The organism is Planktotalea arctica, assembly GCF_002105285.1.
GTDB classification, from domain to species: Bacteria; Pseudomonadota; Alphaproteobacteria; order Rhodobacterales; family Rhodobacteraceae; genus Planktotalea; species Planktotalea arctica.
In genome coordinates, this window is record NZ_MUHR01000012.1 from 117524 (window position 1) to 144181 (window position 26658).

General features: G+C 56.7%; 28 protein-coding genes. 11 read left to right on the forward strand and 17 right to left on the reverse strand.

Annotated features, from left to right (window positions below; all coding sequences use genetic code 11):
- The 11 genes from B9P63_RS12965 to B9P63_RS13015 all read right to left on the reverse strand — a co-directional run bounded on the left by B9P63_RS12965 (position 1) and on the right by B9P63_RS13015 (position 8929).
- On the reverse strand, positions 1–1446 hold the full coding sequence (locus B9P63_RS12965) for a TadA family conjugal transfer-associated ATPase (protein WP_085309467.1): 1446 nt from the start codon (positions 1444–1446) through the stop codon (positions 1–3).
- Positions 1447–1459: 13 nt separating this feature from the next.
- A complete protein-coding gene (locus B9P63_RS12970) occupies positions 1460–2704 on the reverse strand; it encodes a CpaE/TadZ family protein (protein WP_085309468.1) in 1245 nt (414 codons plus the stop codon).
- A gap of 210 nt (positions 2705–2914) precedes the next feature.
- Positions 2915–3574 (reverse strand): OmpA family protein, encoded by a 660-nt coding sequence (locus tag B9P63_RS12975; RefSeq protein WP_085309470.1) that lies wholly within the window; start codon positions 3572–3574, stop codon positions 2915–2917.
- 2 nt (positions 3575–3576) lie between these two features.
- Entirely contained in the window at positions 3577–5001 is a 1425-nt protein-coding gene (locus B9P63_RS12980) for a type II and III secretion system protein family protein (protein WP_085309594.1), read from the reverse strand.
- A 230-nt stretch (positions 5002–5231) separates the two neighbouring features.
- Positions 5232–6095: a Flp pilus assembly protein CpaB gene (gene cpaB / locus B9P63_RS12985; protein WP_176219158.1), complete on the reverse strand. Its 864-nt coding sequence runs from the start codon at positions 6093–6095 to the stop codon at positions 5232–5234.
- A gap of 188 nt (positions 6096–6283) precedes the next feature.
- The gene (locus B9P63_RS12990) at positions 6284–6481 is read right to left on the reverse strand and encodes a hypothetical protein (RefSeq protein WP_085309474.1); all 198 of its coding nucleotides are present in this window, start codon (positions 6479–6481) and stop codon (positions 6284–6286) included.
- A gap of 253 nt (positions 6482–6734) precedes the next feature.
- Positions 6735–6938, reverse strand: coding sequence for a hypothetical protein (locus B9P63_RS12995; RefSeq protein ID WP_085309478.1), 204 nt, complete (start codon positions 6936–6938; stop codon positions 6735–6737).
- A 310-nt stretch (positions 6939–7248) separates the two neighbouring features.
- On the reverse strand, positions 7249–7452 hold the full coding sequence (locus B9P63_RS13000; RefSeq protein ID WP_085309478.1) for a hypothetical protein: 204 nt from the start codon (positions 7450–7452) through the stop codon (positions 7249–7251).
- Positions 7453–7762: 310 nt separating this feature from the next.
- Positions 7763–7966 (reverse strand): hypothetical protein, encoded by a 204-nt coding sequence (locus B9P63_RS13005; protein WP_085309476.1) that lies wholly within the window; start codon positions 7964–7966, stop codon positions 7763–7765.
- A 265-nt stretch (positions 7967–8231) separates the two neighbouring features.
- Positions 8232–8435, reverse strand: a complete 204-nt coding sequence (locus tag B9P63_RS13010; protein ID WP_085309478.1) for a hypothetical protein — start codon at positions 8433–8435, stop codon at positions 8232–8234.
- Between the two features lie 311 nt (positions 8436–8746).
- Positions 8747–8929: a hypothetical protein gene (locus tag B9P63_RS13015; protein ID WP_085309480.1), complete on the reverse strand. Its 183-nt coding sequence runs from the start codon at positions 8927–8929 to the stop codon at positions 8747–8749.
- A gap of 258 nt (positions 8930–9187) precedes the next feature.
- Between B9P63_RS13015 and B9P63_RS13020 the strand changes: the two genes are divergently transcribed.
- Entirely contained in the window at positions 9188–10024 is an 837-nt protein-coding gene (locus B9P63_RS13020) for a lytic transglycosylase domain-containing protein (protein WP_095533044.1), read from the forward strand.
- 39 nt (positions 10025–10063) lie between these two features.
- Here B9P63_RS13020 and B9P63_RS13025 read toward each other — a convergent pair whose 3' ends face one another.
- The 4 genes from B9P63_RS13025 to topA form a co-directional block, all read right to left on the reverse strand.
- Entirely contained in the window at positions 10064–10690 is a 627-nt protein-coding gene (locus B9P63_RS13025) for a 3-oxoacid CoA-transferase subunit B (RefSeq protein WP_085309485.1), read from the reverse strand.
- A complete protein-coding gene (locus B9P63_RS13030; protein ID WP_085309487.1) occupies positions 10691–11404 on the reverse strand; it encodes a CoA transferase subunit A in 714 nt (237 codons plus the stop codon).
- A gap of 86 nt (positions 11405–11490) precedes the next feature.
- Positions 11491–12063, reverse strand: coding sequence for a L,D-transpeptidase (locus B9P63_RS13035; protein ID WP_085309489.1), 573 nt, complete (start codon positions 12061–12063; stop codon positions 11491–11493).
- Positions 12064–12151: 88 nt separating this feature from the next.
- On the reverse strand, positions 12152–14776 hold the full coding sequence (topA, locus tag B9P63_RS13040) for a type I DNA topoisomerase (protein ID WP_085309492.1): 2625 nt from the start codon (positions 14774–14776) through the stop codon (positions 12152–12154).
- 184 nt (positions 14777–14960) lie between these two features.
- On the opposite strand from topA, the gene B9P63_RS13045 reads away from it, so the two are divergent.
- Complete coding sequence (locus B9P63_RS13045; protein ID WP_085309494.1) at positions 14961–15404, forward strand: hypothetical protein; 444 nt, start codon at positions 14961–14963, stop codon at positions 15402–15404.
- A gap of 25 nt (positions 15405–15429) precedes the next feature.
- Here the strand turns inward: B9P63_RS13045 and dprA are convergent, their stop codons facing one another.
- Positions 15430–16593 (reverse strand): DNA-processing protein DprA, encoded by a 1164-nt coding sequence (gene dprA, locus B9P63_RS13050; RefSeq protein WP_085309596.1) that lies wholly within the window; start codon positions 16591–16593, stop codon positions 15430–15432.
- A gap of 89 nt (positions 16594–16682) precedes the next feature.
- Positions 16683–18104 carry a metalloprotease TldD gene (tldD, locus tag B9P63_RS13055; protein ID WP_085309496.1) on the reverse strand — a complete coding sequence of 474 codons (1422 nt, stop codon included), beginning with the start codon at positions 18102–18104 and terminating at the stop codon, positions 16683–16685.
- 209 nt (positions 18105–18313) lie between these two features.
- On the opposite strand from tldD, the gene coxB reads away from it, so the two are divergent.
- The 9 genes from coxB to B9P63_RS13100 all read left to right on the forward strand — a co-directional run bounded on the left by coxB (position 18314) and on the right by B9P63_RS13100 (position 26640).
- Positions 18314–19156: a cytochrome c oxidase subunit II gene (gene coxB, locus B9P63_RS13060; protein ID WP_085309498.1), complete on the forward strand. Its 843-nt coding sequence runs from the start codon at positions 18314–18316 to the stop codon at positions 19154–19156.
- 75 nt (positions 19157–19231) lie between these two features.
- Positions 19232–20170: a heme o synthase gene (gene cyoE, locus B9P63_RS13065; RefSeq protein ID WP_085309500.1), complete on the forward strand. Its 939-nt coding sequence runs from the start codon at positions 19232–19234 to the stop codon at positions 20168–20170.
- Between the two features lie 160 nt (positions 20171–20330).
- On the forward strand, positions 20331–20912 hold the full coding sequence (locus tag B9P63_RS13070; protein WP_085309501.1) for a cytochrome c oxidase assembly protein: 582 nt from the start codon (positions 20331–20333) through the stop codon (positions 20910–20912).
- A 20-nt stretch (positions 20913–20932) separates the two neighbouring features.
- A complete protein-coding gene (locus B9P63_RS13075) occupies positions 20933–21733 on the forward strand; it encodes a cytochrome c oxidase subunit 3 (RefSeq protein WP_085309503.1) in 801 nt (266 codons plus the stop codon).
- A gap of 115 nt (positions 21734–21848) precedes the next feature.
- Positions 21849–22529 (forward strand): SURF1 family protein, encoded by a 681-nt coding sequence (locus B9P63_RS13080; RefSeq protein ID WP_095533046.1) that lies wholly within the window; start codon positions 21849–21851, stop codon positions 22527–22529.
- Positions 22529–23923, forward strand: a complete 1395-nt coding sequence (gene thrC, locus B9P63_RS13085; protein ID WP_085309598.1) for a threonine synthase — start codon at positions 22529–22531, stop codon at positions 23921–23923. The genes B9P63_RS13080 and thrC overlap by 1 nt, the downstream gene beginning before the upstream one ends.
- On the forward strand, positions 23920–25182 hold the full coding sequence (locus B9P63_RS13090; protein ID WP_085309506.1) for a M16 family metallopeptidase: 1263 nt from the start codon (positions 23920–23922) through the stop codon (positions 25180–25182). The genes thrC and B9P63_RS13090 overlap by 4 nt, the downstream gene beginning before the upstream one ends.
- Complete coding sequence (locus B9P63_RS13095) at positions 25182–25766, forward strand: GNAT family N-acetyltransferase (RefSeq protein ID WP_085309508.1); 585 nt, start codon at positions 25182–25184, stop codon at positions 25764–25766. Before B9P63_RS13090 ends, B9P63_RS13095 begins: the two co-directional genes overlap by 1 nt.
- Before the next feature lie 49 nt (positions 25767–25815).
- A complete protein-coding gene (locus B9P63_RS13100; protein WP_085309511.1) occupies positions 25816–26640 on the forward strand; it encodes an MBL fold metallo-hydrolase in 825 nt (274 codons plus the stop codon).
- The last annotated feature ends 18 nt before the right edge of the window (positions 26641–26658 follow it).

The window sequence follows — 26658 nt, forward strand, 5'->3', positions numbered from 1 at the left end:
TTATCCTTCGAGTTTCGTCGGCTCGTAAATGCTGGTTGGCAGATCATAGCCCCACATGCGAAAACGCTCGGCGTAGTGGCTGCGCACGCCCGTCGCGGTGTAATGACCGATGATCTTGTTCTCTGGCGTCAGTCCGACACGCTGAAATCTGAACAGTTCCTGCATGGAGATAACTTCGCCCTCCATCCCTGTGATTTCTGTGATCGAGGTCATCCGGCGCGAGCCGTCCTGCAGTCGGCTCGCCTGCACAATCAGGTTCACAGCCGACGAGATCTGGCTGCGCATCGCTTTGAGGGGCATTTCGATTCCCGACATTGCGATCATATTTTCAAGGCGCGACACACCATCGCGCGCAGAGTTGGCGTGAATCGTGGTCATCGAGCCATCATGGCCAGTGTTCATCGCCTGCAGCATGTCGATGACTTCCTCTCCGCGTGTCTCGCCGACGATGATGCGATCCGGTCGCATGCGAAGGGCGTTTTTCAAACAGTCGCGCGGGGAAACCTCGCCTTTGCCCTCCACGTTGGGGGGGCGGCTTTCCATGCGGCCCACATGGGTCTGCTGGAGTTGAAGTTCCGCAGTATCCTCGATCGTCAGGATGCGTTCGTCATTGTCGATAAAGGATGACAGTGCGTTGAGCGTGGTGGTTTTACCAGATCCCGTACCGCCCGATACGATGATGTTGAGACGCGTCGCCACAGCGGCTTGCAGATAGGCAGCCATTTCTTCGGAGAAGGCACCGAAAGCGACCAGATCGTCGATCCCGAGCTTGTCTTTCTTAAACTTACGAATGGAAACGAGGCTGCCGTCAACCGCAACGGGCGGCACCATTGCGTTGAAACGCGAGCCGTCCTTGAGACGGGCGTCAACGTATGGGTTGCTTTCGTCGACGCGGCGCCCGACCGCCGATACGATCTTGTCGATGATCCGCAAAAGATGCTTTTCGTCCTTGAACGTCACATCGCTCAGCGTCAGTTTGCCGTGCTTCTCGATAAAGACCTGATGCGGGCCGTTTACCAGAATATCGTTCACGTCGTCGTCTTTAAGCAAGGTTTCCAGCGGGCCGAGGCCTGTGACCTCGTCGAACAGATCCTGGCTTAGCGTGGTGCGATCTTCGCGGTTCAGCACGATGCCCTTTTCTTGCAAGACTTCGGCGGCGATTGCGTTGATCTCTGATCGCAAATCCGCTTCGGAGGCATGCTCGAGCGCGGCAAGGTTCAGGTTGTCGAGCAATTCGCGGTGCAGCTCCAGCTTGATCTCTGACAAACGCTCTTTGCGTTTCTTGTCCTTGTCGAAATTCACGCTTTGCGCAGGCACCGTGGGGGCCGCACGCCGGATCGAGGGATTTAGAGGTGCTTCCAGCGGGGTTGATGGCGCAGTATGCGCCGCATTTGTCGCTGCATTCGCAGGTGTTGCTGCCTCGGATTTTTTATATCTGGAAAACATCTGTCGTCTTTCCTTAAGCGGCTGAATCTGCAAGCTGGTTAAGCTCGTGAAGTGAAGTCGCGAGTTTGTGAATTTCTTTGCGCAGCGGGTTTTTCGCGGCAGTGATGGCAAGAGGTTGGCCGTGATCTGCACCGTTCACGACCGGCTTGCCACCATCGGGCAATTGCACCTCGATAGTGATACCAAGGCTTTCCGCTAGGCGTTTGACACGAGTCTTGCCGGTTAGATCGGTAAATTTCGGGGCGCGGTTCAAAACGAAGCGCATTTTCTCGAAGGGCAGGCCCTCTGATTGCAGAGCACGTTTCATGCGCAGCGCATTCTGCGCCGAGCGCATATCCATCTCCAGCGTTGCGAAATAGATTTGCGAGGCGTTCAGGACCGTTTCGGTCCATTGCACCAGTGTGGTCGGCATATCGATGATCACATAATCAAAATGCGTCTTGGCCAGATCGAGAATGGCCTGAATATCCTCGGGCCGGATCATGTCGAGCGGAATGACATCCGCAGGCGATGTCAATGCGTGTAGCACGTCATCGTGCATCAAAAGTGCCTGTGCGAAACTTTCACCGTCCATGTTTTCGGTATCGGTGAGCAGCTCGAACACCGCATCGCGGCGTTGCAAATCCAGGAATGTTGAAACGGAGCCAAATTGCAGATCCAAGTCGATGATGCAGACTTTGGGTGATTTATCCTTGCCGAGCGTCGCCAACTCCCAAGCCAGGTTGACCGCGAGCGTCGTCGCACCAGTGCCGCCGGCAAGACCGTGCACCGCAATGATAGAACCGTTTCGCCCACCACTCCCTTGCAGGTTCGCGCGCCCTTCGCTTGTTGCGGGGGCTGGCTCGGGCGCAGGTTTACGCAAACGTTCAACGGCAGAGCGCAGTTCGTTTTCAGGAAGCGGGTAGGGGATAAACTCATCCGCTCCGCCGCGCAAAAGCTGGTGCAAGGAAGCGGGGGTTACATCTTCGGCGATCACGATGACTTTGATGTCACGCGATTTGGCTGCGGTGATGACGTTTTCAAGCAGACCGAGGTTTTCCTCGTCCTCGTAATCAATCGTCAAGGCAATGAATTCGAGCCCTTTGGGCTGAAGTTGTTCGATAAAGGCAATGGAATCCGCGAACCCCAAATCCCCCCAAGAATCGCCCATCACGGCTTCCATGTCTTCGATCAACAGATCGAAATTTTGCACATCCCGGCTGATGGTGCAGGCCCTAAGGGGGCTTTCGTCTACATGTTGCGTGTCATTACCCGACATAACTAAATCCTGTGTGGCGTTATGGCTCTGCACATTCTGTGCTGACCTTTGCGCTCTCTTTTGTTTTTGCAGGACACAGGTGCCCCGCTCCGTCATGTATCGGGGGCAATCTGGGCAACATTAGGGCCGAATGGGCGCGATTATACGAAGCCAAAAAACAAGCGGCCCCATCGCTGGGGCCGCCTGAATAGTCACGAGGTTAATCTGGTCTTAGTTTGGTGTTCGCGGGTTTACGGCCGATACGGCTGTGCCGCTTGCGACATACTCGCGGTAAACGACCTGCGCATATTTGCCGTCCATGATCATCGGATGGCTTCCCACGAAACCGCTTACTTCGGTCACGGTGCGCCGGTTGCGCCGCTCGCGGCCCTCGGTCACGATAAGAGGCTGCTCTTCGCCGAAGGAGGACACCGCCTCGAGGCGCGATTTTCCAATGCCTTGGGTGGCAAGATAGTTCACGACCGCATGTGCGCGGCGTAGGCCGAGCGCCTTGTTCGCGCCGTTGCTGCCGACCGCATCCGCATGTCCATAGACGCGAAAACGGACTTCGGGGAACTGGCGGATCCAGGCCGCTTGCTCGCGCAGCGTATCGCGCGCGCCTGCATCCAGATCAAAGCTACCGAAGGCAAAGTTGACTGTAGTCAACACTTCAGAGGCAAAGCGTGAAGATAAATCATAGGCGTATTGCTTTTCGCCATTCATCATTTGCACGTTATTCATCGTCGCATTGCCGAAGGTGCCCGTATCGAGCATCGAACCTGCTTCATTCCCGAAGCTGCTATAGACAGGGTCGCCTGAGTTACAGCCCGCCAGAAGGGCGGCTGAGCTGATCAGGATGGCTGCGTATCTTTGTGAGCTGCGCTTTAGCATATTCAGTCCATTACGTATCCGTAGGAACCGGTGAAGTCCTGCTTGGCGATTTCTCCGGCTGCACCCTTCTTAGGACGTCGCGAGTCGCCTGTCACCCGTCCAAAGAGGAAGAGGTCCTTTTCGCTTGGCGGACGCACACGGTCGGTAGGAAGCGCGAGCGCTTCGCCGCGCGTCGGCGTTACAAGATGGGGCGTGATGATGATCACCAGCTCGGACTGCTCTCGCTTATAATCGGCGCTGCGAAATAGTGCGCCAAGGATTGGAACATCTCCCAGCCACGGCACTTGACCGGAAAGATCAGTGAAATCGTCCTGCAAAAGCCCTGCGATCGCGAAACTCTCGCCATCGCGCATCTCGACCGTGGTCGAGGTGCGGCGCACTTTTAGGCCGGAAATCGCGAAACCGTCGCTGACGATTCCGTTGGCGGAATCGAGCGAGGACACCTCGGCGTTCAGTTCGAGGTTGATCACCTTGTCATCCAGAACGCGCGGAATAAAGGACAGTTGTACGCCGAAGGGCTTGAACTGGATGCGAACGCCGTTGTCCCCCAAGACGGGGATCGGATATTCGCCGCCGGCAAGAAACTTGGCCTCTTGGCCGGAGAGGGCAGTCAGATTTGGTTCTGCAAGCGTGCGCACCATGCCTTTGCTCTCAAGTGCTTCAAGCAGGATGCCCACTTCGAGGCCGCCGGCGTTGAAGCCGAACAAGGTTGCGCCGCTGTTGGCGTTGGATGTTGGTGTCGTCCCATTCAAGGCTGAGCTGACGGCTTCGGACGCGGTGAGCGTGCCTGTGCCGCCGGAAATGCCAAGGTTACCGCCCAGCGCGCTGCCACCAAGGGCAAGCGAGGAAGACAGAGATTTGGAGACAGAACGCTGCATTTCCGCAAAGCGCACTTTGAGCATGACCTGCTGCACGCCGCCGACAGACAATAGGTTCGTCACCCGCTCGGGCGCATAGCGCTGTGCAAGGTCCATGGCGCGGTCGACCTTGCCCGCGCTGGACACTGTGCCCGACAGCACGATGCCGTCATTCGCCGTGCGCACTTCGATCTTTTCGCCGGGCAAGATTTGTTTCAGACGTTCCTTGAATTCGCTCACATCCGCAGAGACGCGCACATCGACATTGGTGATCAAACGGCCTGCGTCATCAAGAAGGGTGAGCGTGGTCAGGCCCGGGGATTTACCAAGCACATAAACAGTGCGATCCGACAGGGTCGAGATATCCGCGATGGACGGATTGGCGATGCTCAGCTCTGCGAAGGGAACGTCGCTTTCGACCACGACCGCGCGGTTCATGGGAATGGGAAGGGTCGAACTGCTGCCCGAGCGCACGATGCGCAAGGTATCCGAATACGCTGGTGCGACGGATGCGGTGAACAATACAGCACAGCCCAAAAGGGTGGCCTTGAGTGTATTCAACTTTTTCATGTGATCTGCCTCTCCGATCACGGCCTCGTGTGCAGGTCTATTGCCCGCTTTACAGTGAAACATGCGCCACTTTAAATTTTATTGCAAGAATCAAAGGGTTCTGATGCGTCCTTGCTGTGTGACTTCAGCAACAGGGGGCTCGAGTGTGCCATTGATGCCAGCCGAAAACGCGAATGGCATCGCGCGGGCGATGCCATTCGAAATTTGGAGCATGATCTGTGCGCGTTGCATCAAGAACCGTCGGGGCAGGGGATCTGGATATTCACCTTTTCTGCACCTTTGGTCTGCCGGATCGTACAAACACGTTCCGCCTCTTGTTGCGCTACAGGTTGTGCCTCTTCGATGCCAAGCAACTGTTTCTGGTCCACTTCGATAAATTCCGCAATCGACTCGTCGCGCTGACCGACCAAGGACAGGTTGAGCTTTCCGGTGCTCTGCGCCTGTGTCAGGGAGGCACCTTGCAGCTGCGTGACCGCAACTGTGACCGTGCGTGCGATTGAGGCTTTGTGCACCTCTTCATTGGAGCTTTGATCGATCGCAATAATCTTCACACCATCTTCGATAAGCCGCGTCACGGTGCGCTGTTTCTGCCCCTGCGCCGCGCGAACCATACCAGTCCAGTAGACATCCACAATGTTACCCGGGCGCAGAAAGCCAGAAACGCCCGAAGTGCCATCGACTTTGATCGTGAAAGCGCTTTGCCCAGCTTCAAGTCTGGACTGCAACCCGACGACTTTGCCAGGCTCTGTGATCTTCACGGCGAGAACGGCCTCGAACCTTTCGGTCGCGCGCATCACGTAACGTTTGCCGGGCTGGTCTTTGGGAAACAGCTGTTCGACAGATTGGAAGATACCCTCGGGCAGGGCGTTTTGTGGCCACTGGGCGACGACGATGTCTTTCAACTTTAATTCTTCGCCGTAGGATAATTTGCGATTTGCGACAAAAACAGGGACAGTGGGAACCGCAGGCGCGCTGTTGGCTTGAGCGGCCGCCAAGGCCGCCTTTTGCTGGTTCACGTAGTTTTGTGTCAGATGCACCGCGAAGCCGGCAAGGGCAATCCCGATGAGCAAGACGACACCAAATATCATTCGCATGTTGTTCCCCTATTTCTGATCGAAGTCTCGCTGTCATCGCAAGGCCCCGGCTGGTTCTATCTCGAAATCAGACTGGCATTCGTTTGTGGCTGAAAGACGGCGCGGATGTGCGCTTAGCACGGCAAAGCCAGGAAATTTCAGCAGCGCCCGCGAGGCGCGGCGCGCTGCTGTGTTGGCTTGAAAATGGCCTATTCGGCAATCGTAACGTTCCCGACGTTCATACCACTCAGGGTCGTCGTGGTGTTTCCGGTCAAGTTGCCTGTACCGGCGCTGATCGTAGCATAGGCTGCGACGGACAGGCCGACGATCGCGGCGGTCAGAACGACCCAGTCAACAGTGACGGCGCCGTTTTCATCGGATGTGAAGGTCAAAAGGGATTTCAACATTTATATCTCCAGGTCTCCGTAAAAGGAGGTGCAAGTTAAGGGGGCTGCAACTGTGGTTGCGGGATGGTGTGCAAGATAGGTGGTAGGTTCGGATTGGGGCGCGAGTGGGGCGGAACTAGGCGGCTTTGAAGACGCTTCCAGCGCATTCAACGTATCGAGCGCGTCGCGCAGTTGTGCCCTTCACGGAAACGATCCGCCCCTCGATAGGAAAGGCGGATCGCTGGAATATCTACACATGTTGTGTAGGCGTTGATTACTCAGCTGCTGGCAGCGATACGTTACCAACTGTCATGCCGGACATGGTTGTGTTGGTAGATGCGGTGAGGTTGGATGCACCGGACTGGATGGAGCCATAGGCTGCAACGGCCAGGCCGACGACAGCGGCGGTCAGAACAACCCAGTCAACTGTTACTGCGCCGTTTTCGTCTTGTGCGAATGCTTTGATAAAGTTTGTCATAGTAATGTCCTTCCAAGGATCAGTTTTCAGTTTGCTATCAACTTCGGTTTGTTCAGCCCCGCCTCTCACCTCGGCACTGCCCGTCGTCTGATGAAATTGTTATGGCGTTTGAATGGGGCACGATTGCGGTGCGATCGGGGTGAAGTTGGGATAAATTCGAGGAAAATTTTAGTAACGTATTGATTGTGAACAACTTTAAGGTGAGTTTCTGGTGCATGGCTTTGGACATGTGCTCAATGCGAAAAGGGCCGATCTGTTTCCAGATCGACCCTTCCTAGCAAATCGCCACGTGCGGCGATCCCGGCGTTGATTACTCAGCTGCTGGCAGCGATACGTTACCAACTGTCATGCCGGACATGGTTGTGTTGGTAGATGCTGTGAGGTTGGATGCACCGGACTGGATGGAGCCATAGGCTGCAACGGCCAGGCCGACGACAGCGGCTGTCAGAACAACCCAGTCAACTGTTACTGCGCCGTTTTCGTCTTGTGCGAATGCTTTGATAAAGTTTGTCATAGTAATGTCCTTCCAAGGATCAGTTTTCAGTTTGCTATCAACTTCGGTTTGTTCAGCCCCGCCTCTCACCTCGGCACTGCCCGTCGTCTGATGAAATTGTTATGGCGTTTGAATGGGGCACGATTGCGGTGCGATCGGGGTGAAGTCGGGATAAATTCGAGGAAAATTTTAGTAACGTATTGATTGTGAACAACTTTAAGGCGAGTTTCTGGTGCATGGCTTTGGACATGCGCTCAATGCGAAAAGGGCCGATCTGTTTCCAGATCGACCCTTCCTAGCAAATCGCCGCGTGCGGCGATCCCGGCGTTGATTACTCAGCTGCTGGCAGCGATACGTTACCAACTGTCATGCCGGACATGGTTGTGTTGGTGGCTGCCGTCAGGTTGGATGCACCGGACTGGATGGAGCTGTATGCAGCAACGGCCAGGCCGACGACAGCGGCTGTCAGAACAACCCAGTCAACTGTTACTGCGCCGTTTTCGTCTTGTGCGAATGCTTTGATAAATTTTGTCATAGTAAATTCCTTCCCAGGATTTATGTTCGGTTTGCTTCAAGTCCCGGTATGTTCAGCTCCGCCTCTCACCTCGTCGCTGACCGACACTTGATGTCACCGTTATTCGATCCAAATGAGGCGCGAGTTGGGCGGCTATGGGGCCATTTTTGTCTTAAATTGAGGAGTTCTGTCGCGTAGATAAAGCTTATCGAAACAATGAAACGAAAAAGGGCGATCTGTTTCCAGATCGCCCTGCATCACGCTGTCGCGTGGATGTATTCGCTGATTACTCAGCTGCTGGCAGCGATACGTTACCAACTGTCATGCCGGACATGGTTGTGTTGGTGGATGCCGTCAGGTTGGATGCACCGGACTGGATGGAGCCATAGGCTGCAACGGCCAGGCCGACGACAGCGGCGGTCAGAACAACCCAGTCAACTGTTACTGCGCCGTTTTCGTCTTGTGCGAATGCTTTGATAAAGTTTGTCATAGTAATGTCCTTCCAAGGATCAGTTTGCAATATTCGTCCCAAGCCTTGGGTTGTTTGCTCCGCCTCTAGGTGCGCCGCGGCCCGTTACTTGATGAAACCTGTATCGGGGGGGAATCGGGCACGAGTTGGGCACGATAATGACAATTTTGGATATATTAATATTTCGTGAAGATGTTGGAGAAAGTTGCAACTCGCTTAGGCGGCGGTTTGGGCCATGGCATAGAACAAAGCCCAAGGGCCGACCTGTTTCCAGATCGGCCCTTGGTAATTCGCGGCTAATTCGATGGCGCAAAGCCTGATCGCTGGCGCGCTTAAAAGCCGGCGACGAACTTTTCAAGTCCGCCGTCGGGCTCGACGTTGACGACATTTTCTTCGCCGCCCATGCCCGCGAAGGCTACGACACCCATGCCAACAATAGCTGCGGCGAGAACCAAAAACTCCGTGGTGACCGCTCCGGCTTCGCTTTTACCGAAAAACTTAATCAGCTTTCTCATATGGAAATTTTCCTGTTAATGCTTCGGCGCAAGGCCGAGGTGGCTGTAATGTGATGAAGCCAAACGGCTTCTGCGCTCTGTGTCGCCTACAATCTGGGCCGGAAGATGGCGGGATGGGGGAAAATTGCCGCTATAGGGTTGCATCCGCGCAAACACAGTCGGGCATGCACAGATCGCTTGGCCAACAGTTTTAAGTGCATTTCTTCGAGAAATACCAGATACTGGGAAAAAGCGCTTAAGACGTTTTTAGGATCGAGCATGATATACCGCCCATTTGAAGTGTTGAGATGTCTGGTTTTGATGTCAGCCGTGCTGCTGGTCGGCTCTGCACAGGCGCAAACACCGCCGCCCAAGCCGTTTCCCGATTTTTCCGCTAAACGCCAGAAACCGCCCAAAGCGGGAAGTCGCAATCGCATCACGATCCAGATCACTCCACAAGGCCCGCGCGCAGGCGCGATCGTCAGCGGCGCGCCAAAGGATGGCGCGAACGCCGCGCCGCGCTCGGCCTCTTACGGGTGGTTCTGGGAAACCGTCTCAACCGATCTGGAGCAAAGCGCGGGGCGCTATCAAGCGGCGCTGACGCGCCTTGCCAATCCACCTGTGGGCAGCGGTGTCAGTGCGCCGCGCTTGCAGACGCTTTACACGATCAGTCAAACCCACGGCATTGAAATTTTGAGAGCGACCATCGGCAAGAACGTCTCGCCTGCTTTGGTGCTTGCGGTGATCGCCGTGGAATCGGCGGGCAAGAACGATGCGATCAGTTCGGCAGGGGCGCAAGGTTTGATGCAATTGATGCCCGCCACCGCCGCGCGTTTCGGGGTTGAGGATGTGAATGTCCCCGCCCAAAATATCGCTGGCGGCGTGGCTTATCTGCATTGGCTCATGGGGGAATTTGACAATGATCCCGTACTGGCACTCGCTGGATATAATGCGGGCGAGGGCGCGGTACGTAAGAACGACGGTGTGCCGCCTTATGCGGAAACGCGCGACTATGTGCCAAAGGTGCTGGCCGCGTTTCAGGTTGCACGAGATTTATGCGTGACGCCGCCGCAATTGGCGAGCGATGGCTGCGTGTTCAAAAAACTGGGCGGTTAATTAAAGTAAGGTGCGCGATATCACGCACCTTACGTTTGCTTAGACGATAGTGGCTTCTGTCGCGGCTCGAAGTTCATCCTCGGTAACGCCGCTCGCACATTCGACGATGCGAAGTCCGCCCTCGACCACATCCAAGACACCCAAGTTGGTGATGATGCGGTCCACGACCTTTTGACCCGTCAGTGGCAATGTGCATTCCTTCAGAACCTTGCTGACACCGTGCTTGTTGGTGTGATCCATCACAACAACCACGCGGCCCACGCCCGCGACCAAGTCCATCGCGCCGCCCATGCCTTTGACCAGCTTGCCCGGAATCATCCAGTTCGCCAGATCGCCGTTTTCCGCCACTTCCATTGCGCCAAGGATCGCCATGGCAATCTTGCCGCCGCGGATCATACCGAAACTTTGCGCTGAATCGAAATAGGCCGTCTGCGGCAGTTCGGTTATCGTTTGCTTACCTGCGTTGATCAGGTCCGCATCCTCCGTGCCTGCGACAGGAAACGGACCCATGCCGAGCATGCCGTTTTCCGATTGTAGCGTCACTTCAACGCCCTCGGGAATGTAGTTGCTGACCAGCGTCGGAATGCCGATGCCAAGGTTAACGTACCAGCCGTCTTGCAGCTCGAGCGCAGCGCGCGCCGCCATTTGATTGCGATCCCACATGATTTACGCCTCCCGTACTGTGCGCTGCTCGATGCGCTTTTCATGATCGCCCTGAATGATGCGGTGCACATAGATGCCCGGCAAATGAATATTGTCGGGATCAAGCGATCCGGTCTCAACGATTTCCTCAACCTCGACGATGCACATTTTACCGCACATGGCTGCTGGTGGGTTGAAGTTGCGCGCGGTCTTGCGGAACACGAGGTTACCCGTTGCATCCGCCTTCCAAGCCTTCACGATGGCGAGGTCGGCGAAAATGCCGGTCTCCATGATATAGGTCTGCATCGCGCCGTCCGCACCGGTTGGGAAATCCTTATGCTCTTTGCCCTCGGCGATCACCGTGCCGACACCTGTTTTGGTGTAAAACCCGGGAATGCCGCAGCCTCCGGAGCGCATGCGCTCGGCCAAAGTGCCTTGAGGATTGAATTCCAACTCCAACTCGCCCGACAGATACTGACGCATGAATTCCGCGTTTTCACCAACGTATGAGGAGATCATTTTCTTCACTTGCTTGGTTTGCAGCAAGATGCCTATGCCGAAATCATCAACGCCCGCATTGTTGGATGCGAAGGTCAGATCCTTGGTGCCAGCGTCTTTGATCGCTTGCAAAAGCAGTTCGGGAATGCCGCAAAGGCCAAAGCCGCCAGACGCGATGAACATGCCGTCATGCAGCACACCCTCCAGAGCCTCGGCAGCGCTGCCATAGACCTTTTTCATGTAAATACTCCCCTGCTTGAATGTCACCGTGATTTGTGACGAAGCCCTGTGGGAGAGTCAATCTTTATGCTGCGCTGCGGCGCGCGCTAGAGAACGCGGACCTGTGTGCCGATTGGTGTAATCTCGAATAGCTCTGCGATCTTCTCATTATATAGGCCAATGCAGCCCGAAGAAGAGCGCCGCCCAATCTTGCGCGTGTCATGCGTGCCGTGGATCAGATAGGCGGGCCAAGCGAGGTACATTGCGTGGGTGCCAAGTGGATTGTCGGCGCCGGCTTCCATGAATTTGGGCAATGTCGGATCGCGCTCAAGCATATTGGCGGTTGGCGTCCAGGTCGGGCCGACCTTCTTGCGCACGATTTCGGTATAACCGCGTTTGGTGAGCTCGTCAGTCATTGGAACGGAGGTGGGGTAGATCCGATAATCCGTACCATCCGCGTTCCAATAATGCAGCGCACGCGAGGTGGTGTCGGCGACGATCACGCCTTTGCCCAGTCGCTCGAAGTGATCGCGCCAATCCTGCGTCACAAAGCTCGAGGAATTGCGCCGCGAAGGCGCGGGTTGGGAGGGGACATATTGCTGCGCGCTGAGCGATGCTGGCGTTGCAAGCGTACTGGCTGCGCCCAATAGGATGCTTCGGCGGGTAAATTTGTGGTTCATAACGGGACCCTCAACTGAAAAAGGCTGCAATTGATGCAGCCTTTCCAGAACTTTCGCTCAATTACCACTCACATTTCGGTTAGTGGCTCTAATCGGCATCTTTCTTCGCAGCAGCGGCCTTTTTAGGCGCAGCTTTCTTCGCAGCAGGCTTCTTGGCAGCCGGTTTTTTCGCCGCCGCCTTTTTTGCAGGTGCCTTTTTCTTGGCTGGCGCTTTCTTTTTGCCACTCTTTGAGGCGCGCTCTGTGATCAATTCAATGGCCATTTCCATGGTCACATCTGCAGGCTCTGTGCCCTTTGGGATAGTTGCGTTGATCTTGTCCCATTTCACGTAGGGACCATAACGCCCCTCCATGACATTAACAGGCCCACCATCGCTTGGATGCTCGCCAAGCTCCTTGAGCGGTTTCGCCGCTGCGCCGCCGCCGCGACGACCGGGGTTCGCGCGCTTTTCAGCGAGCAATTCAACAGCGCGGTTCATACCGATCTCGAAAACATCATTGGGGTCTTTGACGTTCACATAGACCGGTTTCGCGTCCTCGGGTCCTTGGTGCATGATGTAGGGACCAAAGCGGCCAAAGTTGGATTTGATCATCCCGCCTTCGGGGTGATCGCCAATCTCGCGCGGGAGACTTAGCAATGTCAGCGCCTTGGCGAGGTCCATGTCGTCCTTTTCCCAGCCGCGCGGCAGGGAAGCGCGCGGGGGTTTTTTGTTCTCTGGCGTAGGTTCGCCGCGCTGAACATAGGGGCCAAAGCGACCGGTTTTCAGCCAGATTTCATCGCCGCCGTCCTCGCCAAGCACCCGTTCGTCGCCATCAGCGCCCTCGCCCGCGATGGGGCGCGTGTAGGTGCATTCGGGATAGTTGCCACAGCCTACGAAACCGCCCGTGCGGGAGGTTTTCAGGTGCAAGGCACCCTTGCCGCATTTGGGGCAGACACGCGGATCAGATCCGTCATCGCGCGGCGGATAAAGCTGCGGTGCAAGCGCAGCATCAAGTACATCCAGCACTTCGGATATGCGCAGCTCGGACGTCTCGGAAATCGCTGCGTGGAAATCACGCCAGAACTTGGACAAAATATCCTTATAATTGGCCTCACCCGCAGAGACATCATCAAGCTGGCTTTCCAGATCAGCGGTGAAATCATAGCCGACATACTGGCGGAAGAAATTCATCAGGAAGATCGTAACGATCCGGCCTTTGTCCTCCGGAAACAGGCGGTTCTTGTCCTTGCGCACATATTCGCGGTCCTGGATCGTGGTCACGATGGAGGCGTATGTGGAGGGGCGGCCAATGCCGAGCTCTTCCATGCGTTTGACCAAGGTCGCCTCTGTATAACGGGGGGGCGGCTGGGTGTGGTGCTGCTCTGGATTGATCGAACGTTTGTCCATCTTATCGCCCATGGCGACCTGTGGCAGGCGTTTGTCATCCTCGTCCACGACCGTGTCGTCGCGGCCTTCTTCGTAGACCTTCATGAAGCCGTCGAAAAGCACGACCTGACCCGTGGCGCGCATTTGCACCTGACCGTCGTCCGACCCAAGATCGACCGTCGTGCGCTCCATACGGGCGCTTTCCATCTGGCAGGCAATCGTGCGCTTCCAGATGAGATCGTAGAGTTTGCGTTGATCCGGCTCTGAAAGTTTCAGGCTGGCCGCGTCTTTTTCAAGCACTGTGGGGCGAATACACTCGTGCGCCTCTTGGGCATTCTTGGCCTTGTTTTTATAGATGCGCGGTTCTTTGGGCAGATAATCTGCACCATAGCGAGCCTTGATCGCATCGCGGGTCTCGGTAATCGCCTCTGGCGCCATGTCGATGCCGTCGGTCCGCATGTAAGTAATGTGACCCGCCTCATAAAGACGCTGTGCAACGTTCATGGTCTGGCGTGCGCCAAAGCCGAATTTGCGGCTGGCCTCTTGCTGCAAGGTCGATGTCATGAAGGGCGCAGAGGGGTTGCGCGCAGCGGGCTTGGCTTCAACCGACACGGCGGTAAGTGCGCGCGAGGTAACAGCCTGAACCGCAAGCTCCGCTGCGGTTTGATTGGCCAGATCGTATTTATCGAGCTTCTTAGCACCTAAAACCGTCAGGCGCGCTTCAAATTCCTGACCGCGCGGCGTGGCGAGCAAGGCTTTGACGGACCAATATTCGCGCGCGTTGAACGCTTCGATTTCTTCTTCGCGCTCGACGATGATGCGGAGGCAAACAGATTGCACGCGTCCAGCGGATCGCGCGCCTGGCAATTTGCGCCACAACACCGGAGATAGGTTAAAGCCCACCAGATAATCTAGCGCGCGGCGGGCAAGGTACGCCTCGACCAGCGGCTGATCCACTTGGCGCGGGTTTTTCATCGCCTCGGTGACGGCGGCTTTGGTGATCGCGTTGAACACCACGCGGCTGACGGGCGTGTCCTTTTTGATCGATTTGCGCTTGGTCAGGGCCTCTTGAAGATGCCAGCTGATCGCTTCGCCCTCGCGGTCGGGGTCGGTCGCAAGAATAAGTTCATTGTCGTCTTTCAGCGCATCGGCGATGGCTTTGACGTGCTTGCGGCTGTCTGCGCCGATCTCCCATTTCATCTCGAAATCATGTTCCGTGTCGACCGATCCGTCCTTGGGGGGAAGGTCGCGAACATGGCCGTAGGAGGCCAAAACAGTATAGTTCGGCCCCAAATACTTGTTGATCGTCTTGGCTTTGGCTGGGGATTCGACAACGACAACGGGCATTTGATTTCCTTACGACTCGTCTCAAGAAGTTCTTTTCTTATGGGCCTGTTACATGTGTGCGGAAAGCCCGCAATGTCAATCGGCCCATATGAGCGCAGGGGGTGTCGCTTTAAAATTGGCGCAAGACAAAGGCCGCAGGCCTCGTTTAGGATCGTTTCATATTAGGTTGAGCAAGGTGATTTTAATGCGGATTTTGATGTCTTTTATGTTGGTGGCTGTTCTGTGCGGACCACTTATGGCGCAATACGTTGAACCTGAACGTGGCAGCGCGGTACGCGCGGCCATGCTTGATGCGCTGCGCGCGCATGCGGACGAGCAACTCGGTGCACCCGTCGAATTCATCGTCCATGAACTGCGTGTTGATGGAATATTTGGATTTGCATCGGTCGTGGCGCAGCGCCCCGGCGGCGGCGCGATCGATCTCTACCAGACGCCGGGCTTTCGCGAGGGGCTGTTTGATCCCTCGTCTATGGACGGCACCTCGATGCAGGCACTGCTGCGCCGCTCGGGGGACACTTGGGTGGCGGTGCATTGGGCAATCGGGGCGACGGATGTTTGGTTCGCCTATGGGCCTTTCTGCCGCCGCTATCGCGCGGTGATCGGTGATTATTGCGAAGGTGTGAATTAAGCGCGAAATGCACATCTGCGAGGCATCATGTGCGTGAAATCAGCCCTCCCGGTGCGCGGCGAATTTGGCCGCTCAGTTCAAGATCCGTAAGCACGGGAATCATTGCGCTGGTTTGCGTGCCCATGTCGCGCAGCAATTGATCTTCGGCGATGGGGCTGGGGCCGAGGCGGTCCAGAATACGTTGATGCAGCGCGTTCATATCGCGCAGGCTCGGCTTTGGGTTCTGGGTCGTTGCGGGTTCAGGTTCGAGCGGAAGCGGCATTTGCCCAAGGCTAGGGGGCTGCCCAACGTGCGCGATGTCCGCAAGCACCGAGATGACATCCGCTGCGCCGCGCACAAGGCTCGCGCCGTCGCGGATCAGCATATTGCACCCAGAGGCACGTGCATCGAAGGGATGGCCTGGCACTGCGAGCACCTCGCGCCCTTGATCAAGTGCGCCGCGCGCAGTGATCAAACTGCCTGATTTGCCAGCGGCTTCCACGACGACGGTTGTGGCGCAAAGGCCTGAAATGATGCGGTTGCGCATTGGAAAGTGCCGCGCGATGGGGGCCATTCTCATGGGCTGCTCGGAAATCAACGCGCCGTTTTCCAGAAGCGAGTCGGCCAGCGCGCCGTTCTCAACCGGGTAAATCACATCCACCCCGCCTGCGAGCACGGCGATGGAGCCTTGCTTGGCGGCAGCCAAATGCGCGCAGGTGTCGATACCGCGCGCAAGGCCTGAAACGATCACATAGCCTGCTTCGGCCAATTCCGATGAAAGCGCGCGCGCCATGCGCGTTCCCAGCGACGACGCGTTGCGCGCCCCGACAAGGGCAATCATTGGCCGCGTCAGCGCGCCCGCCGTGCCGCGCAGCCAAAGCATCGGCGGCGCATCGGGGATTTCTGCCAACAGATTTGGGTAGGCCGCCTCGCCGCGGCAGACCAGCTGTGCGCCCGCGCGCGCCGCCGCTGCCAATTCGCTCTGGACCTGTTGCTCTGAGCATATCTGGTATTTGGTTAGCCCCGCCTTGGCGGCGATATCGGGCAAGGCCTGCAAGGCCGCCGCCGCGCTGCCGTGCTCTGACAGCAGGCGGTAGAACGTCGAGATGCCGACGCGGCGGGAGCGCAATAGACGGAGCCACGTTGCGCGTTCATCTTCCGTGGTGGGTGGGAGTAGGGGGTGAGTGGAAGAAGGGGTCTGCTCGCTCATTGTGGCTCCGTCTGCTTGCAGAATCACATCTATCAGCAACGGGGTTAACAGCGCGTAAACCCCGTTGGAAATATCGCAGTGCGGTAGTTTTAGCTGCCCGCGCCGCCGACAGTCAGGCTGCCGATCATCACTGTAGGCTGGCCCACGCCCACAGGCACCCATTGACCCGCCTTGCCGCAATTGCCCATTCCGGGATCAAGCGCCATGTCATTGCCGAGCGCGCGAATTTGCTGCATTGCTGTCGCGCCGTCGCCAATCAGGGTCGCGCCTTTTACAGGCGCACCGACTTTGCCGTTTTCAACGCGATAAGCCTCGGTGCAGGAGAACACGAACTTGCCGTTGGTGATATCCACCTGCCCGCCGCCGAAACCAACCGCATAAATCCCGTCCTTTAGATCGGCCAGAATATCCGCAGGATCAGACTGCCCGCCCACCATATAGGTGTTGGTCATGCGCGGCATCGGGGGGTGGGCATAGCTCTCACGCCGCCCGTTGCCCGTGGGCGCAACGCCCATCAAGCGCGCATTTTGGCGATCTTGCATATAGCCTACCAGAATACCGTCCTCGATCAGCACGTTCTTGGCCGAGGGTGTGCCCTCATCGTCAATGCTGATCGACCCGCGACGATCAGGAATCGTGCCGTCATCAAGCACCGTCACCCCTTTGGAGGCGACCCGTTCACCGACGCGCCCCGAGAACGCGCTGGAGCCTTTGCGGTTGAAATCACCCTCGAGCCCGTGCCCCACGGCCTCGTGCAGCAAAATGCCGGGCCAGCCGGGGCCAAGGACCACGTCCATCATACCCGCTGGTGCAGGGACCGCTTCAAGGTTGACCAGCGCGATGCGCAGTGCTTCGCGGGCTTTGGGTTGCCAATCGCTTGCCTCGATCAGACCGCCAAGCGCAATACGCCCGCCGCCGCCCGCCGATCCGCTTTCGCGCCGGCCATTGTGCTCGACAATGACAGAAACGTTGACGCGGGTCATCGGTCGTATGTCACTGACCTCATATCCGTCGGGGCGCAAAATTGTGACCTCTTGCAAGGAGGCCGCGATGGAAGCGCTGACCTGCACCACGCGCGGATCAAGATCGCGCAGGAAGGCGTCCATTTCGCGCAGGGTCTCTATCTTGGCGGAGAATGCGACCTCTGAGATAGGATCGGTGTCGCGGTAAAGCCGCGTGTTCGTTGGGCTTGGCGCTGGGGCTAGCGTCCCGCCGCCTGCGCCCACCGCAAGTCGCGCAGTGGCGCAAGCGCGCTTTAGTGCGGATTCGCTGACCTGCGTCGAATGGGCATAACCTGCCACCTCGCCCAGAACTGCGCGCAAGCCAAAGCCCTCGGAGGCGTCATATGATGCGGTCTTGAGCTTGCCATCGTCAAACACCAAGGCTTCGGAGGTGCGCCGTTCAATAAAAAGTTCACCGTCATCGGCGCCCCCGCAGGCGTGCTGCAGCAACCCGAGCGCGTCCTCGCGGGCAAAATGGCTTTGAAAGGGGCGGAAAGGGCTCTGGGTCATGCGGATTTTTCTTCCTAATTTGACATAAATCAAAAAAGCGTCCGTTTGCCGCAACGCTTAGTCTTTATCTACTAGTAAGAATATGGTTTTACACGACGCAATAACAACGGGGCAGGTGTGCCGTAACGCCATGCTGGTTTCGTTTGAGTTACAAAGACCGACCATAACCGAAAAGACTGGCGTATCGCCGCAATCGATCAGGGTGTAATATGCGACTGAAAACAACACTTTATGGCCTCTTGGCCACACTTTCCGCCGTGCCGGCAATGGCGCAAGAGGGTCTTGAAATCATCGGCCAGCCGCTTCCGCGTGGCATAGGCTTTCAGCCCGCAGCGACCGAGCTGGCGCGTGACTTGCAGTGGCTGGACTGGATGATTCTAGTAATCATTACCGCCGTAACGATTTTCGTAACAGCGTTGATGTTTTACTGCATCGTGCGCTACAATCGCCGCGCCAACCCGACGCCCGGTACATTCACACACAATTCCCCTGTAGAGGTCGCCTGGACGGTTATCCCGATCGTAATTCTTGTGTTCATCGGTGCGTTTTCGCTTCCTATTCTGTTCAAACAGCAGGAAATTCCACCGGCCGACATCACGATCAAAGTTACAGGGTACCAGTGGTACTGGGGCTATGAGTATGTGGATCATGAATTTGCCTTTGACAGCTTCATGCTGGCCAAGGACGAGCTGGAAGAAAATGGCTATGGTCCCGAGCAGTATTTGCTGGCGACAGACACGGCCGTCGTCGTGCCCGTTGGCAAGACTATCGTGATGAACGTTACTGGCGCAGACGTGATCCATTCCTGGACCATCCCCGCCTTTGGCGTAAAGCAGGACGCTATCCCCGGCCGCCTTGCCCAGCTGTGGTTCGCGGCCGAAAAGGAAGGCATTTACTTCGGTCAGTGCTCTGAGCTTTGCGGTAAGGACCACGCCTACATGCCGATCACAGTCAAAGTGGTCAGCGAAGAGGCTTATGAAGAGTGGCTAAAAGGTGCGATCGAAGAATTCGCCGGCGTACCGCAGCCCTTTGCTGTGGCCGCTGCCGAATAACGATCTAGTTCACTGGCTGTGCAGTCGGGGGAAATCCCCACTGCGCAGCCTTTCAAAGTTTTTGGGGAGAGCAAGATGAGCGACGCAAGTCTGAACAGCGTCAGTGTCGAGAGAGAGGCCAGCTTCGGCGACTTCTTTGCGCTGTTGAAGCCGCGCGTAATGACACTCGTAGTGTTCACTGCTCTTGTCGGCCTGCTGGCTGCGCCGACGCCCGTTCATCCAATGATCGCTTTCGCGTCGATTCTGTTCATTGCCATTGGCGGCGGCGCTTCCGGCGCGCTCAACATGTGGTGGGACGCGGATATCGACGCGGTCATGAAGCGCACGCAGAAACGTCCCATTCCTGCAGGTAAGATCACCGAGAGCGAGGCGCTCTCGTTCGGCGTCGCTTTGTCGGGGCTTTCCGTGATCATGCTGGGCCTTGCGGCCAATTGGGTTGCGGGTGCTCTACTTGGTTTTACAATCTTCTTTTATGTTGTGATCTACACGATGTGGCTGAAGCGCTGGACGCCTCAGAATATCGTGATTGGCGGAGCAGCTGGTGCCTTTCCTCCGATGATCGGCTGGGCTGTAGCGACGGGCGGAATTTCCATCGAATCGGTGCTGATGTTCTGTCTGACCTTCATGTGGACGCCGCCGCACTTCTGGGCGCTGGCGCTGTTCATGCGCAAGGATTATGACAATGCGGGTGTTCCGATGTTGACCGTGACACACGGGCGACGTACGACGCGCGTACACATTCTGGTCTACACTCTGCTGCTGGCCGCTCTGGCGATTGGCGCGGGCTTCACCTCTATTGGGGGACCAGTCTATCTGCTCACGGCAGTGGTGCTGAACGCACTGTTCATCAAAGGCGCATGGGACATTTTCCGCCGCGACGAAGTGATGAGCGAAGCGGATGACTTCAAAGCAGAGCGCGGGTTCTTCAAACTCTCGTTGCTCTATCTTTTCTTGCATTTCGGCGCGATCCTGATCGAAGCCGTTTTGCAGCGTTTCGGATTGGGTGGCTGGTAATGGCGATCAATAAACTTCACGAAATTCACACGCGCCGGTTTGGTCGCAATCTGGGCGTTGGCCTTCTATTAGCCGGGTTCATCGCGATCATTTTCGGCCTGACTGTAGTTAAGGTAACGCGCGGCGACTATGAGCCGCCACGAGGGGAGACCACATACTAATGTCTATGGATCCGAAGAAAAAAACAGTTGTTCAGGCGGTTTCTTTGGTCGTCTTTATGGGGGCGCTGGCTTGGGCCTCTGTGCCCTTTTATGATTGGTTTTGCCGGGTGACTGGTTTTGGCGGCGTGACCAATGTGTCAGATGTCGCTAACGAAGAAATCCTGGACGAGACGATCATTGTACGCTTTGACGCGTCCAAAGATCACGAGATGCCATGGGAATTCAAACCTATGGTGCGTGAAATCGAAATGCGCATCGGTGAAACCGGATTGGTCTTTTATGAGGCCTATAACCCGACGGATCGTCCGATCGCAGGCTCTGCAAGCTATAATGTAGCGCCATATCAGGCTGGATTTTTCTTTAATAAAATTCAGTGTTTCTGCTTTGAAGAGCAGGTCTTGCAACCCGGTGAGCGCGTCGAAATGCCTGTGACATTTTACGTCGATCCCGAGATTGTCACAGACCGCGACGCGAAATATACCAGAGAGATCACGCTTTCGTATACATTCTACGAAATCGATTTGCCTGAGGAGGCCAGACAGGCCTCTCTTGTGCAGCCCGCTGAAACAAATAATAACTAAGCCTATCCGACGAGGGACCCATGGCAAACGCAAAAAATCACGATTATCACATTCTTAACCCCTCACTCTGGCCATTGCTTGCCTCTGTTGGCGCATTCGTCATGCTCTTTGGCGCTGTAGTCTGGATGCACGGCAATGGTCCGTGGATGTTCCTGATCGGCTTTGCGGCCGTTCTTTACGTCATGTACGGCTGGTGGGCCGAAGTGGTCGATGAAAGCCACGTTGGCGATCACACGCCTGTTGTGCGCATCGGTCTACGTTATGGTTTCATCATGTTCATTATGTCCGAAGTGATGTTCTTCGCGGCCTGGTTCTGGAGCTTTTTCAAGCACGCAATGTACCCTATGGGTCCACTCTCGCCAGCGGTTGATGGCGTCTGGCCCCCTGCGGGCATCGAGACATTTGATCCTTGGCATTTACCCCTGATCAACACGTTGATCCTTTTGTGCTCTGGTGCAGCGGCGACTTGGGCGCACCATGCACTTGTTCATGAAAACAACCGTCAAGATGTCAAATGGGGTCTTATCCTAGCGGTTGGACTTGGCGTTTTGTTCACAGGTTTCCAGGCCTATGAGTACACCCATGCGACCTTTGGTTTCTCGGGCAACATTTATGGTGCAAACTTCTTTATGGCGACGGGCTTTCACGGCCTTCACGTGATCATCGGTACGATCTTCTTGTTCGTCTGTTTGCTGCGTCTGAACCGTGGGCATTTCACACAAGAAAAGCACATCGGTTTTGAAGCGGCAGCGTGGTACTGGCACTTCGTTGATGTGGTCTGGCTGTTTCTTTTCGCAGCGATCTACGTCTGGGGTGCCTAAACCGCCAAAGTGATGCAGTTGCGGCTTGAAACCCGCGCTGCAACACGACAAAAGCCAAGGCGCGCAAGGTGAATGCCTGCGCGCCTTTTCATTTGATGGGTGTTAAATACGCATGTTGAAGCGAATGATCGTGCCTTTACTATTTGGATTGATGGGAAGCGCCATTCTTATCTCGCTTGGGGTTTGGCAAATGCAGCGCCTGACCTGGAAAGAGGCGATTTTGGCCGATATTGAGACGCGCATTACCGCCGCGCCCGTCGCCATTCCGGCGATGCCCGATCCCGTCGCGGATAAATACCTTCCCGTGACTGCGCGCGGCGAAATCACGGGCGACGAAGTGCATGTACTGGTTTCGCAAAAGCAGATCGGTGCCGGCTACCGGATCATTGCTGCGTTCGAACTCTTGGATGGCCGCCGCGTACTTCTGGATCGCGGCTTCGTTAAAGTGCAGCAAAAAAAGGCGATGCGCCCAACGGGTATGTCACAGGTCGTCGGAAACCTGCACTGGCCTGACGAGAAAGGCAGCTCCATTCCCGAACCTGACCTCAAGGCGGAAATCTGGTTTGCCCGCGATGTCCCCGCGCTTGCGGCGCATCTGAACACGGAGCCGGTTCTGATCATCGCTCGCAATGTCGATCTGGCTGATGATCCCGTCGCGCCCCTACCGGTCGATAGCGCCAGCATCCCGAACGACCACTTGCAATACGCGCTCACCTGGTTTTCGCTCGCTTTGATCTGGATGGTGATGACGTTGGCTTTCCTATGGCGCGCACGCGGCGTGCAGAAGGGTTCTTGATGAAGTATATTTCCACGCGCGGCACCGCCCCGGTTCTTTCCTTTGAAGAGGCGATGCTGACTGGCCTCGCGCGCGATGGCGGTCTTTACGTGCCTGAAACCATTCCGCAGATGAGCGTAGCAGACATGCGCGCCCTTGCCGGTCTTAGCTATGAGGACGTGGCCTTTCGCGTGATGCGCCCCTTCGTTGGCGACACCTTTACGGATGCAGAATTCAAAGCCTGCATCACACGCGCCTACGCGGGCTTCGGACATAAAACGCGCGCGCCGCTGGTGCAGATCGGGCCGGATCATTTCCTGATGGAGCTGTTTCACGGCCCTACGCTGGCGTTCAAGGACTTCGCCATGCAGTTGATTGGTCAGATGTTCGAAGTGGCGCTGAAACGCTCGGGCAAGCGGGTCACGATCGTTGGCGCGACGTCTGGCGATACCGGCTCTGCCGCGATCGAAGCGTTTCGCGGGCTTGATGCGGTTGATGTTTTCATCCTTTACCCGCATGGCCGCGTGTCCGAAGTGCAGCGCCGCCAAATGACGACGCCGATTGAGAGCAATGTGCACGCAATCGCCATGGACGGCGATTTTGATGATTGCCAAGCGCGCCTGAAAGACATGTTCAATGATTTCGAGTTTCGCGATGGCGTGCAGCTAGCGGGTGTCAATTCGATCAACTGGGCACGTGTTCTGGCGCAGGTGGTCTATTATTTCACCTCGGCGATTGCGCTTGGCGCGCCGGATCGCAAGATTAGCTTTACGGTGCCGACAGGCAACTTTGGCGATATTTTCGCAGGTTTCATCGCCAAACAGATGGGCCTCCCGATCGAACGGCTGGTGATCGCAACCAACCAGAACGATATTTTGCACCGCTGCATCGCGACCTCGGCTTATACCAAGACTGGTGTAAAGCCGTCGATTTCCCCCTCTATGGATATCGAAGTCTCCTCTAATTTCGAGCGCGCGCTGTTCTTTGCCCACGACAAGGACGGCGCGGCGATCAAGGGTTTGATGGACGATCTGTCCCAAACAGGCGGGTTCACGATTTCTGAAAATGCTATGGGTGCGCTCAAGGCGCACTACGACAGCGGCATGGTCACTGAAGCGGGCACGTCCGCGATGATCAAAACGGCGCTGGCCGATACGGGTGAAGTGCTGTGCCCCCACACCGCGATCGCCGTCGCTGTGGCCGAGGCCGAGGCCCAAGCGCATAGTGCGCCGATGATTTCGCTTGCCACCGCCCATCCGGCCAAATTCCCCGACGCGGTGGAGGCGGCGACAGGCACGCGCCCCGCGCTGCCGGAGCGCATGGCCGATCTGTTTGAACGCGAAGAACGCGTGACCCGCGCGCCCAATGATTTGGCCGCCCTGCAATCCCTGATCCGCGAGCGTATCGTAGCATGAGCGTGCAAACCCACACATTGCCTAATGGCTTTCGTATCGTCACCGAGAAGATGCTGGGGCTGAAATCGGCTTCTATCGGTATTTGGGTGACGGCAGGCGGGCGCGATGAGCGCCTCGAGGAGAATGGCATAGCGCATTTCCTCGAACATATGGCGTTCAAGGGCACGAAAACGCGCAGCTCTTTGCAAATTGCCGAGGCGATCGAGGATGTGGGTGGCTATATAAATGCTTACACCAGCCGCGAAGTTACTGCCTATTATGCGCGCGTTCTGGGGGCTGATGTGCCGCTGGCGCTGGACGTGATCGCAGATATTTTGTTGAATCCTGTGTTCGATGAAGACGAGATCGAAGTGGAGCGTGGCGTGATCTTGCAAGAGATCGGCCAAGCGCTCGATACGCCTGACGATGTTATTTTCGATTGGCTTCAGGATGAAGCCTATCCAGAGCAGCCCATCGGGCGCACCATTTTAGGCCCCGAAGAGCGCGTGCGCAGTTTCAACCGCGAGGATTTGCGCCGCTTTGTTAGCGAGCATTATGGTGCGGGCCAGATGATCCTGTCTGCTGCGGGTGATGTGGATCATGACACGATCGTGCGCTTGGCTGAGGATTTGTTCGGTGGTCTTGAAACCCGCCTCGCCGAAGCGGCGAGTGGTGCGATTTTTAAAGGTGGCGAACGGCGCGTGAGTAAAACGCTCGAGCAGGCGCACTTCGCGCTGGCCTTCGAGGGGCCGGGCTATTGCGACGATGCGATTTATACTGCTCAGGTCTATTCAGTCGCGCTTGGCGGCGGCATGTCGAGCCGTCTGTTTCAGGAAGTGCGCGAAAAGCGCGGGCTGTGTTACACGATTTTTGCGCAAACCGGCGCGCATTCGGACACCGGCATGACGACGATCTATGCAGGCACCAGCGGGGAGCAATTGCCCGAATTGGCCAATCTGACGATGCAGGAACTGGCCCGCGCGGCGGATGATATGAACGATGCAGAAATCGCGCGCGCGCGAGCGCAGATGAAAGCGGGCATGCTCATGGGGCTTGAGAGCCCGTCGAGTCGCGCAGAGCGCCTTGCGCGCCTGATGCAAATTTGGGGGCGGATTCCCCCGCTGGAAGAAACCGTGGAGCGGATTGATGCGGTCACTACCGCAGGTGTGCGCGATTTCGCGGCCCATCTGGCAGGGCAGGCACCTGCCGCGCTTGCTCTCTACGGTCCTGTGGATGGCGCACCTGATCTTGGCCAACTGCTTGCGAGCCGCGCCGCGTAATGCTCCGGATACGGCGCAAAATTCGCCTCGAGACCGAGCGCCTGACGCTGCGCGCGCCGATCCATTCCGATTTTCGCACATGGTCCAATCTGCGCTACGAGAGCGTGGAGTTCCTGACCAAATGGGAGCCAACCTGGTCGCCGGATCACCTGACGCGCAAAGCCTTCACCAACCGCGTTTACTGGGCGCAGCGCTCGATCAATTCGGATTCTGCTGTGCCACTTTTCCTTGAACGGCGCATTGATGGTGCGTTGCTTGGCGCGATCACACTGGACAATATTCGCCGCGGTCCTGCGCAAACCGGTACGCTAGGCTATTGGGTCGGACAGCAACATGCGCGCCACGGCTACATGAGCGAAGCGATCGCTGCCATGGTGCATTTTGCTTTCGAACGTCTGGACCTGTCACGCCTTGAAGCGGCCTGCCTGCCGGAAAACAAGGCGTCGCGCGGTCTGCTCGAGCGCACGGGCTTCAAATACGAAGGCGTTGCGCAGTCCTATTTGCAGATCGACGGGCGCTGGCGCACCCATGTGCTCTATTCTGCACTGCGCATGGATCGACGCGGGCGCACCGACGCGGGCTGACTTTTCGCGCCAATGCGCTATCTTCTCTTTTGCATAAAGGGAGAAAGCCATGATCCGTTTTCTGTTGAGCAGCCTGTTGATCCTGATCGCCGCAAGCGCGAGCGCGCAAGATCGAAGGCCGAGCCATTGCATCGCCATCGCGGATGCCGCGCCGGGGCTAAAGTATTTGCACCGCGCCAGCTATCGCGAGCCTTTGCCGGATTATACCGTGCGCCTGCATTATATCGCCCATGCCAGTTTCCTGATCCAGACCCAAGGCGGGCTTAACGCAGTGACGGATTTCACCGGCTTCATTGGCAACACTGATCTGATCCCCGACGTGGTCACAATGAACCACGCGCATGACACCCATTGGACAGCCAATCCCGATCCGGCGATTGCCCATGCGCTCAAAGGTTGGGGCGCGTTCGGGCAAGGCGCGGATCATCATCTTGATCTTGGCGAAATGCTGGTGCGCAATGTTTCGACCGATATCCGCAGCCAGTTTGGCGGTGAGGAAACGCGCGGCAATTCGATTTTTATCTTCGAGGTTGCGGGCCTGTGCATCGGGCATCTGGGCCATTTGCACCATGAACCCAATGACGCGCAATATGCCGCCATTGGCCGTTTGGACGTTGTGATGGCGCCTGTGGACGGTGGCTATACGGTGCCGCAAGCGACGATGATCCGCATTTTGAAACGGCTTAAATCATCGGTGGTAATCCCGATGCACTGGTTTTCCGATTTGGGGCTGCGCACATTCGTAGATGGGATGAGCGAAAGTTTTGACGTGATACGTGTCGGCGGCCCCTCGATAGAGGTTTCTCTGGCCACTTTGCCAAAGCGGCCGACGATTTTTCTGCTGCGCCCCGCGTGGCTGCGCGGTAGGGAATAGGCAATCAATCTGGAGCGC

Bases quoted from the DNA above. Each gene is read 5' to 3' on its own strand.
- topA (WP_085309492.1), bottom strand. From the start codon at position 14,776: ATGCCCGTTGTCGTTGTCGAATCCCCAGCCAAAGCCAAGACGATCAAC.
- B9P63_RS12970 (WP_085309468.1), bottom strand. From the start codon at position 2,704: ATGTCGGGTAATGACACGCAACATGTAGACGAAAGCCCCCTTAGGGCC.
- B9P63_RS13010 (WP_085309478.1), bottom strand. From the start codon at position 8,435: ATGACAAACTTTATCAAAGCATTCGCACAAGACGAAAACGGCGCAGTA.
- B9P63_RS13095 (WP_085309508.1), top strand. From the start codon at position 25,182: ATGCTCCGGATACGGCGCAAAATTCGCCTCGAGACCGAGCGCCTGACG.
- B9P63_RS13005 (WP_085309476.1), bottom strand. From the start codon at position 7,966: ATGACAAAATTTATCAAAGCATTCGCACAAGACGAAAACGGCGCAGTA.
- thrC (WP_085309598.1), top strand. From the start codon at position 22,529: ATGAAGTATATTTCCACGCGCGGCACCGCCCCGGTTCTTTCCTTTGAA.
- B9P63_RS13035 (WP_085309489.1), bottom strand. From the start codon at position 12,063: ATGAACCACAAATTTACCCGCCGAAGCATCCTATTGGGCGCAGCCAGT.
- B9P63_RS12990 (WP_085309474.1), bottom strand. From the start codon at position 6,481: ATGTTGAAATCCCTTTTGACCTTCACATCCGATGAAAACGGCGCCGTC.
- B9P63_RS13100 (WP_085309511.1), top strand. From the start codon at position 25,816: ATGATCCGTTTTCTGTTGAGCAGCCTGTTGATCCTGATCGCCGCAAGC.
- cpaB (WP_176219158.1), bottom strand. From the start codon at position 6,095: ATGCGAATGATATTTGGTGTCGTCTTGCTCATCGGGATTGCCCTTGCC.
- B9P63_RS13015 (WP_085309480.1), bottom strand. From the start codon at position 8,929: ATGAGAAAGCTGATTAAGTTTTTCGGTAAAAGCGAAGCCGGAGCGGTC.
- B9P63_RS13070 (WP_085309501.1), top strand. From the start codon at position 20,331: ATGTCTATGGATCCGAAGAAAAAAACAGTTGTTCAGGCGGTTTCTTTG.
- B9P63_RS12965 (WP_085309467.1), bottom strand. From the start codon at position 1,446: ATGTTTTCCAGATATAAAAAATCCGAGGCAGCAACACCTGCGAATGCA.
- B9P63_RS13020 (WP_095533044.1), top strand. From the start codon at position 9,188: ATGATATACCGCCCATTTGAAGTGTTGAGATGTCTGGTTTTGATGTCA.
- B9P63_RS12975 (WP_085309470.1), bottom strand. From the start codon at position 3,574: ATGCTAAAGCGCAGCTCACAAAGATACGCAGCCATCCTGATCAGCTCA.
- B9P63_RS13090 (WP_085309506.1), top strand. From the start codon at position 23,920: ATGAGCGTGCAAACCCACACATTGCCTAATGGCTTTCGTATCGTCACC.
- coxB (WP_085309498.1), top strand. From the start codon at position 18,314: ATGCGACTGAAAACAACACTTTATGGCCTCTTGGCCACACTTTCCGCC.
- dprA (WP_085309596.1), bottom strand. From the start codon at position 16,593: ATGAGCGAGCAGACCCCTTCTTCCACTCACCCCCTACTCCCACCCACC.
- B9P63_RS12995 (WP_085309478.1), bottom strand. From the start codon at position 6,938: ATGACAAACTTTATCAAAGCATTCGCACAAGACGAAAACGGCGCAGTA.
- B9P63_RS13045 (WP_085309494.1), top strand. From the start codon at position 14,961: ATGCGGATTTTGATGTCTTTTATGTTGGTGGCTGTTCTGTGCGGACCA.
- cyoE (WP_085309500.1), top strand. From the start codon at position 19,232: ATGAGCGACGCAAGTCTGAACAGCGTCAGTGTCGAGAGAGAGGCCAGC.
- B9P63_RS13000 (WP_085309478.1), bottom strand. From the start codon at position 7,452: ATGACAAACTTTATCAAAGCATTCGCACAAGACGAAAACGGCGCAGTA.
- B9P63_RS13030 (WP_085309487.1), bottom strand. From the start codon at position 11,404: ATGAAAAAGGTCTATGGCAGCGCTGCCGAGGCTCTGGAGGGTGTGCTG.
- B9P63_RS13075 (WP_085309503.1), top strand. From the start codon at position 20,933: ATGGCAAACGCAAAAAATCACGATTATCACATTCTTAACCCCTCACTC.
- B9P63_RS12980 (WP_085309594.1), bottom strand. From the start codon at position 5,001: ATGAAAAAGTTGAATACACTCAAGGCCACCCTTTTGGGCTGTGCTGTA.
- tldD (WP_085309496.1), bottom strand. From the start codon at position 18,104: ATGACCCAGAGCCCTTTCCGCCCCTTTCAAAGCCATTTTGCCCGCGAG.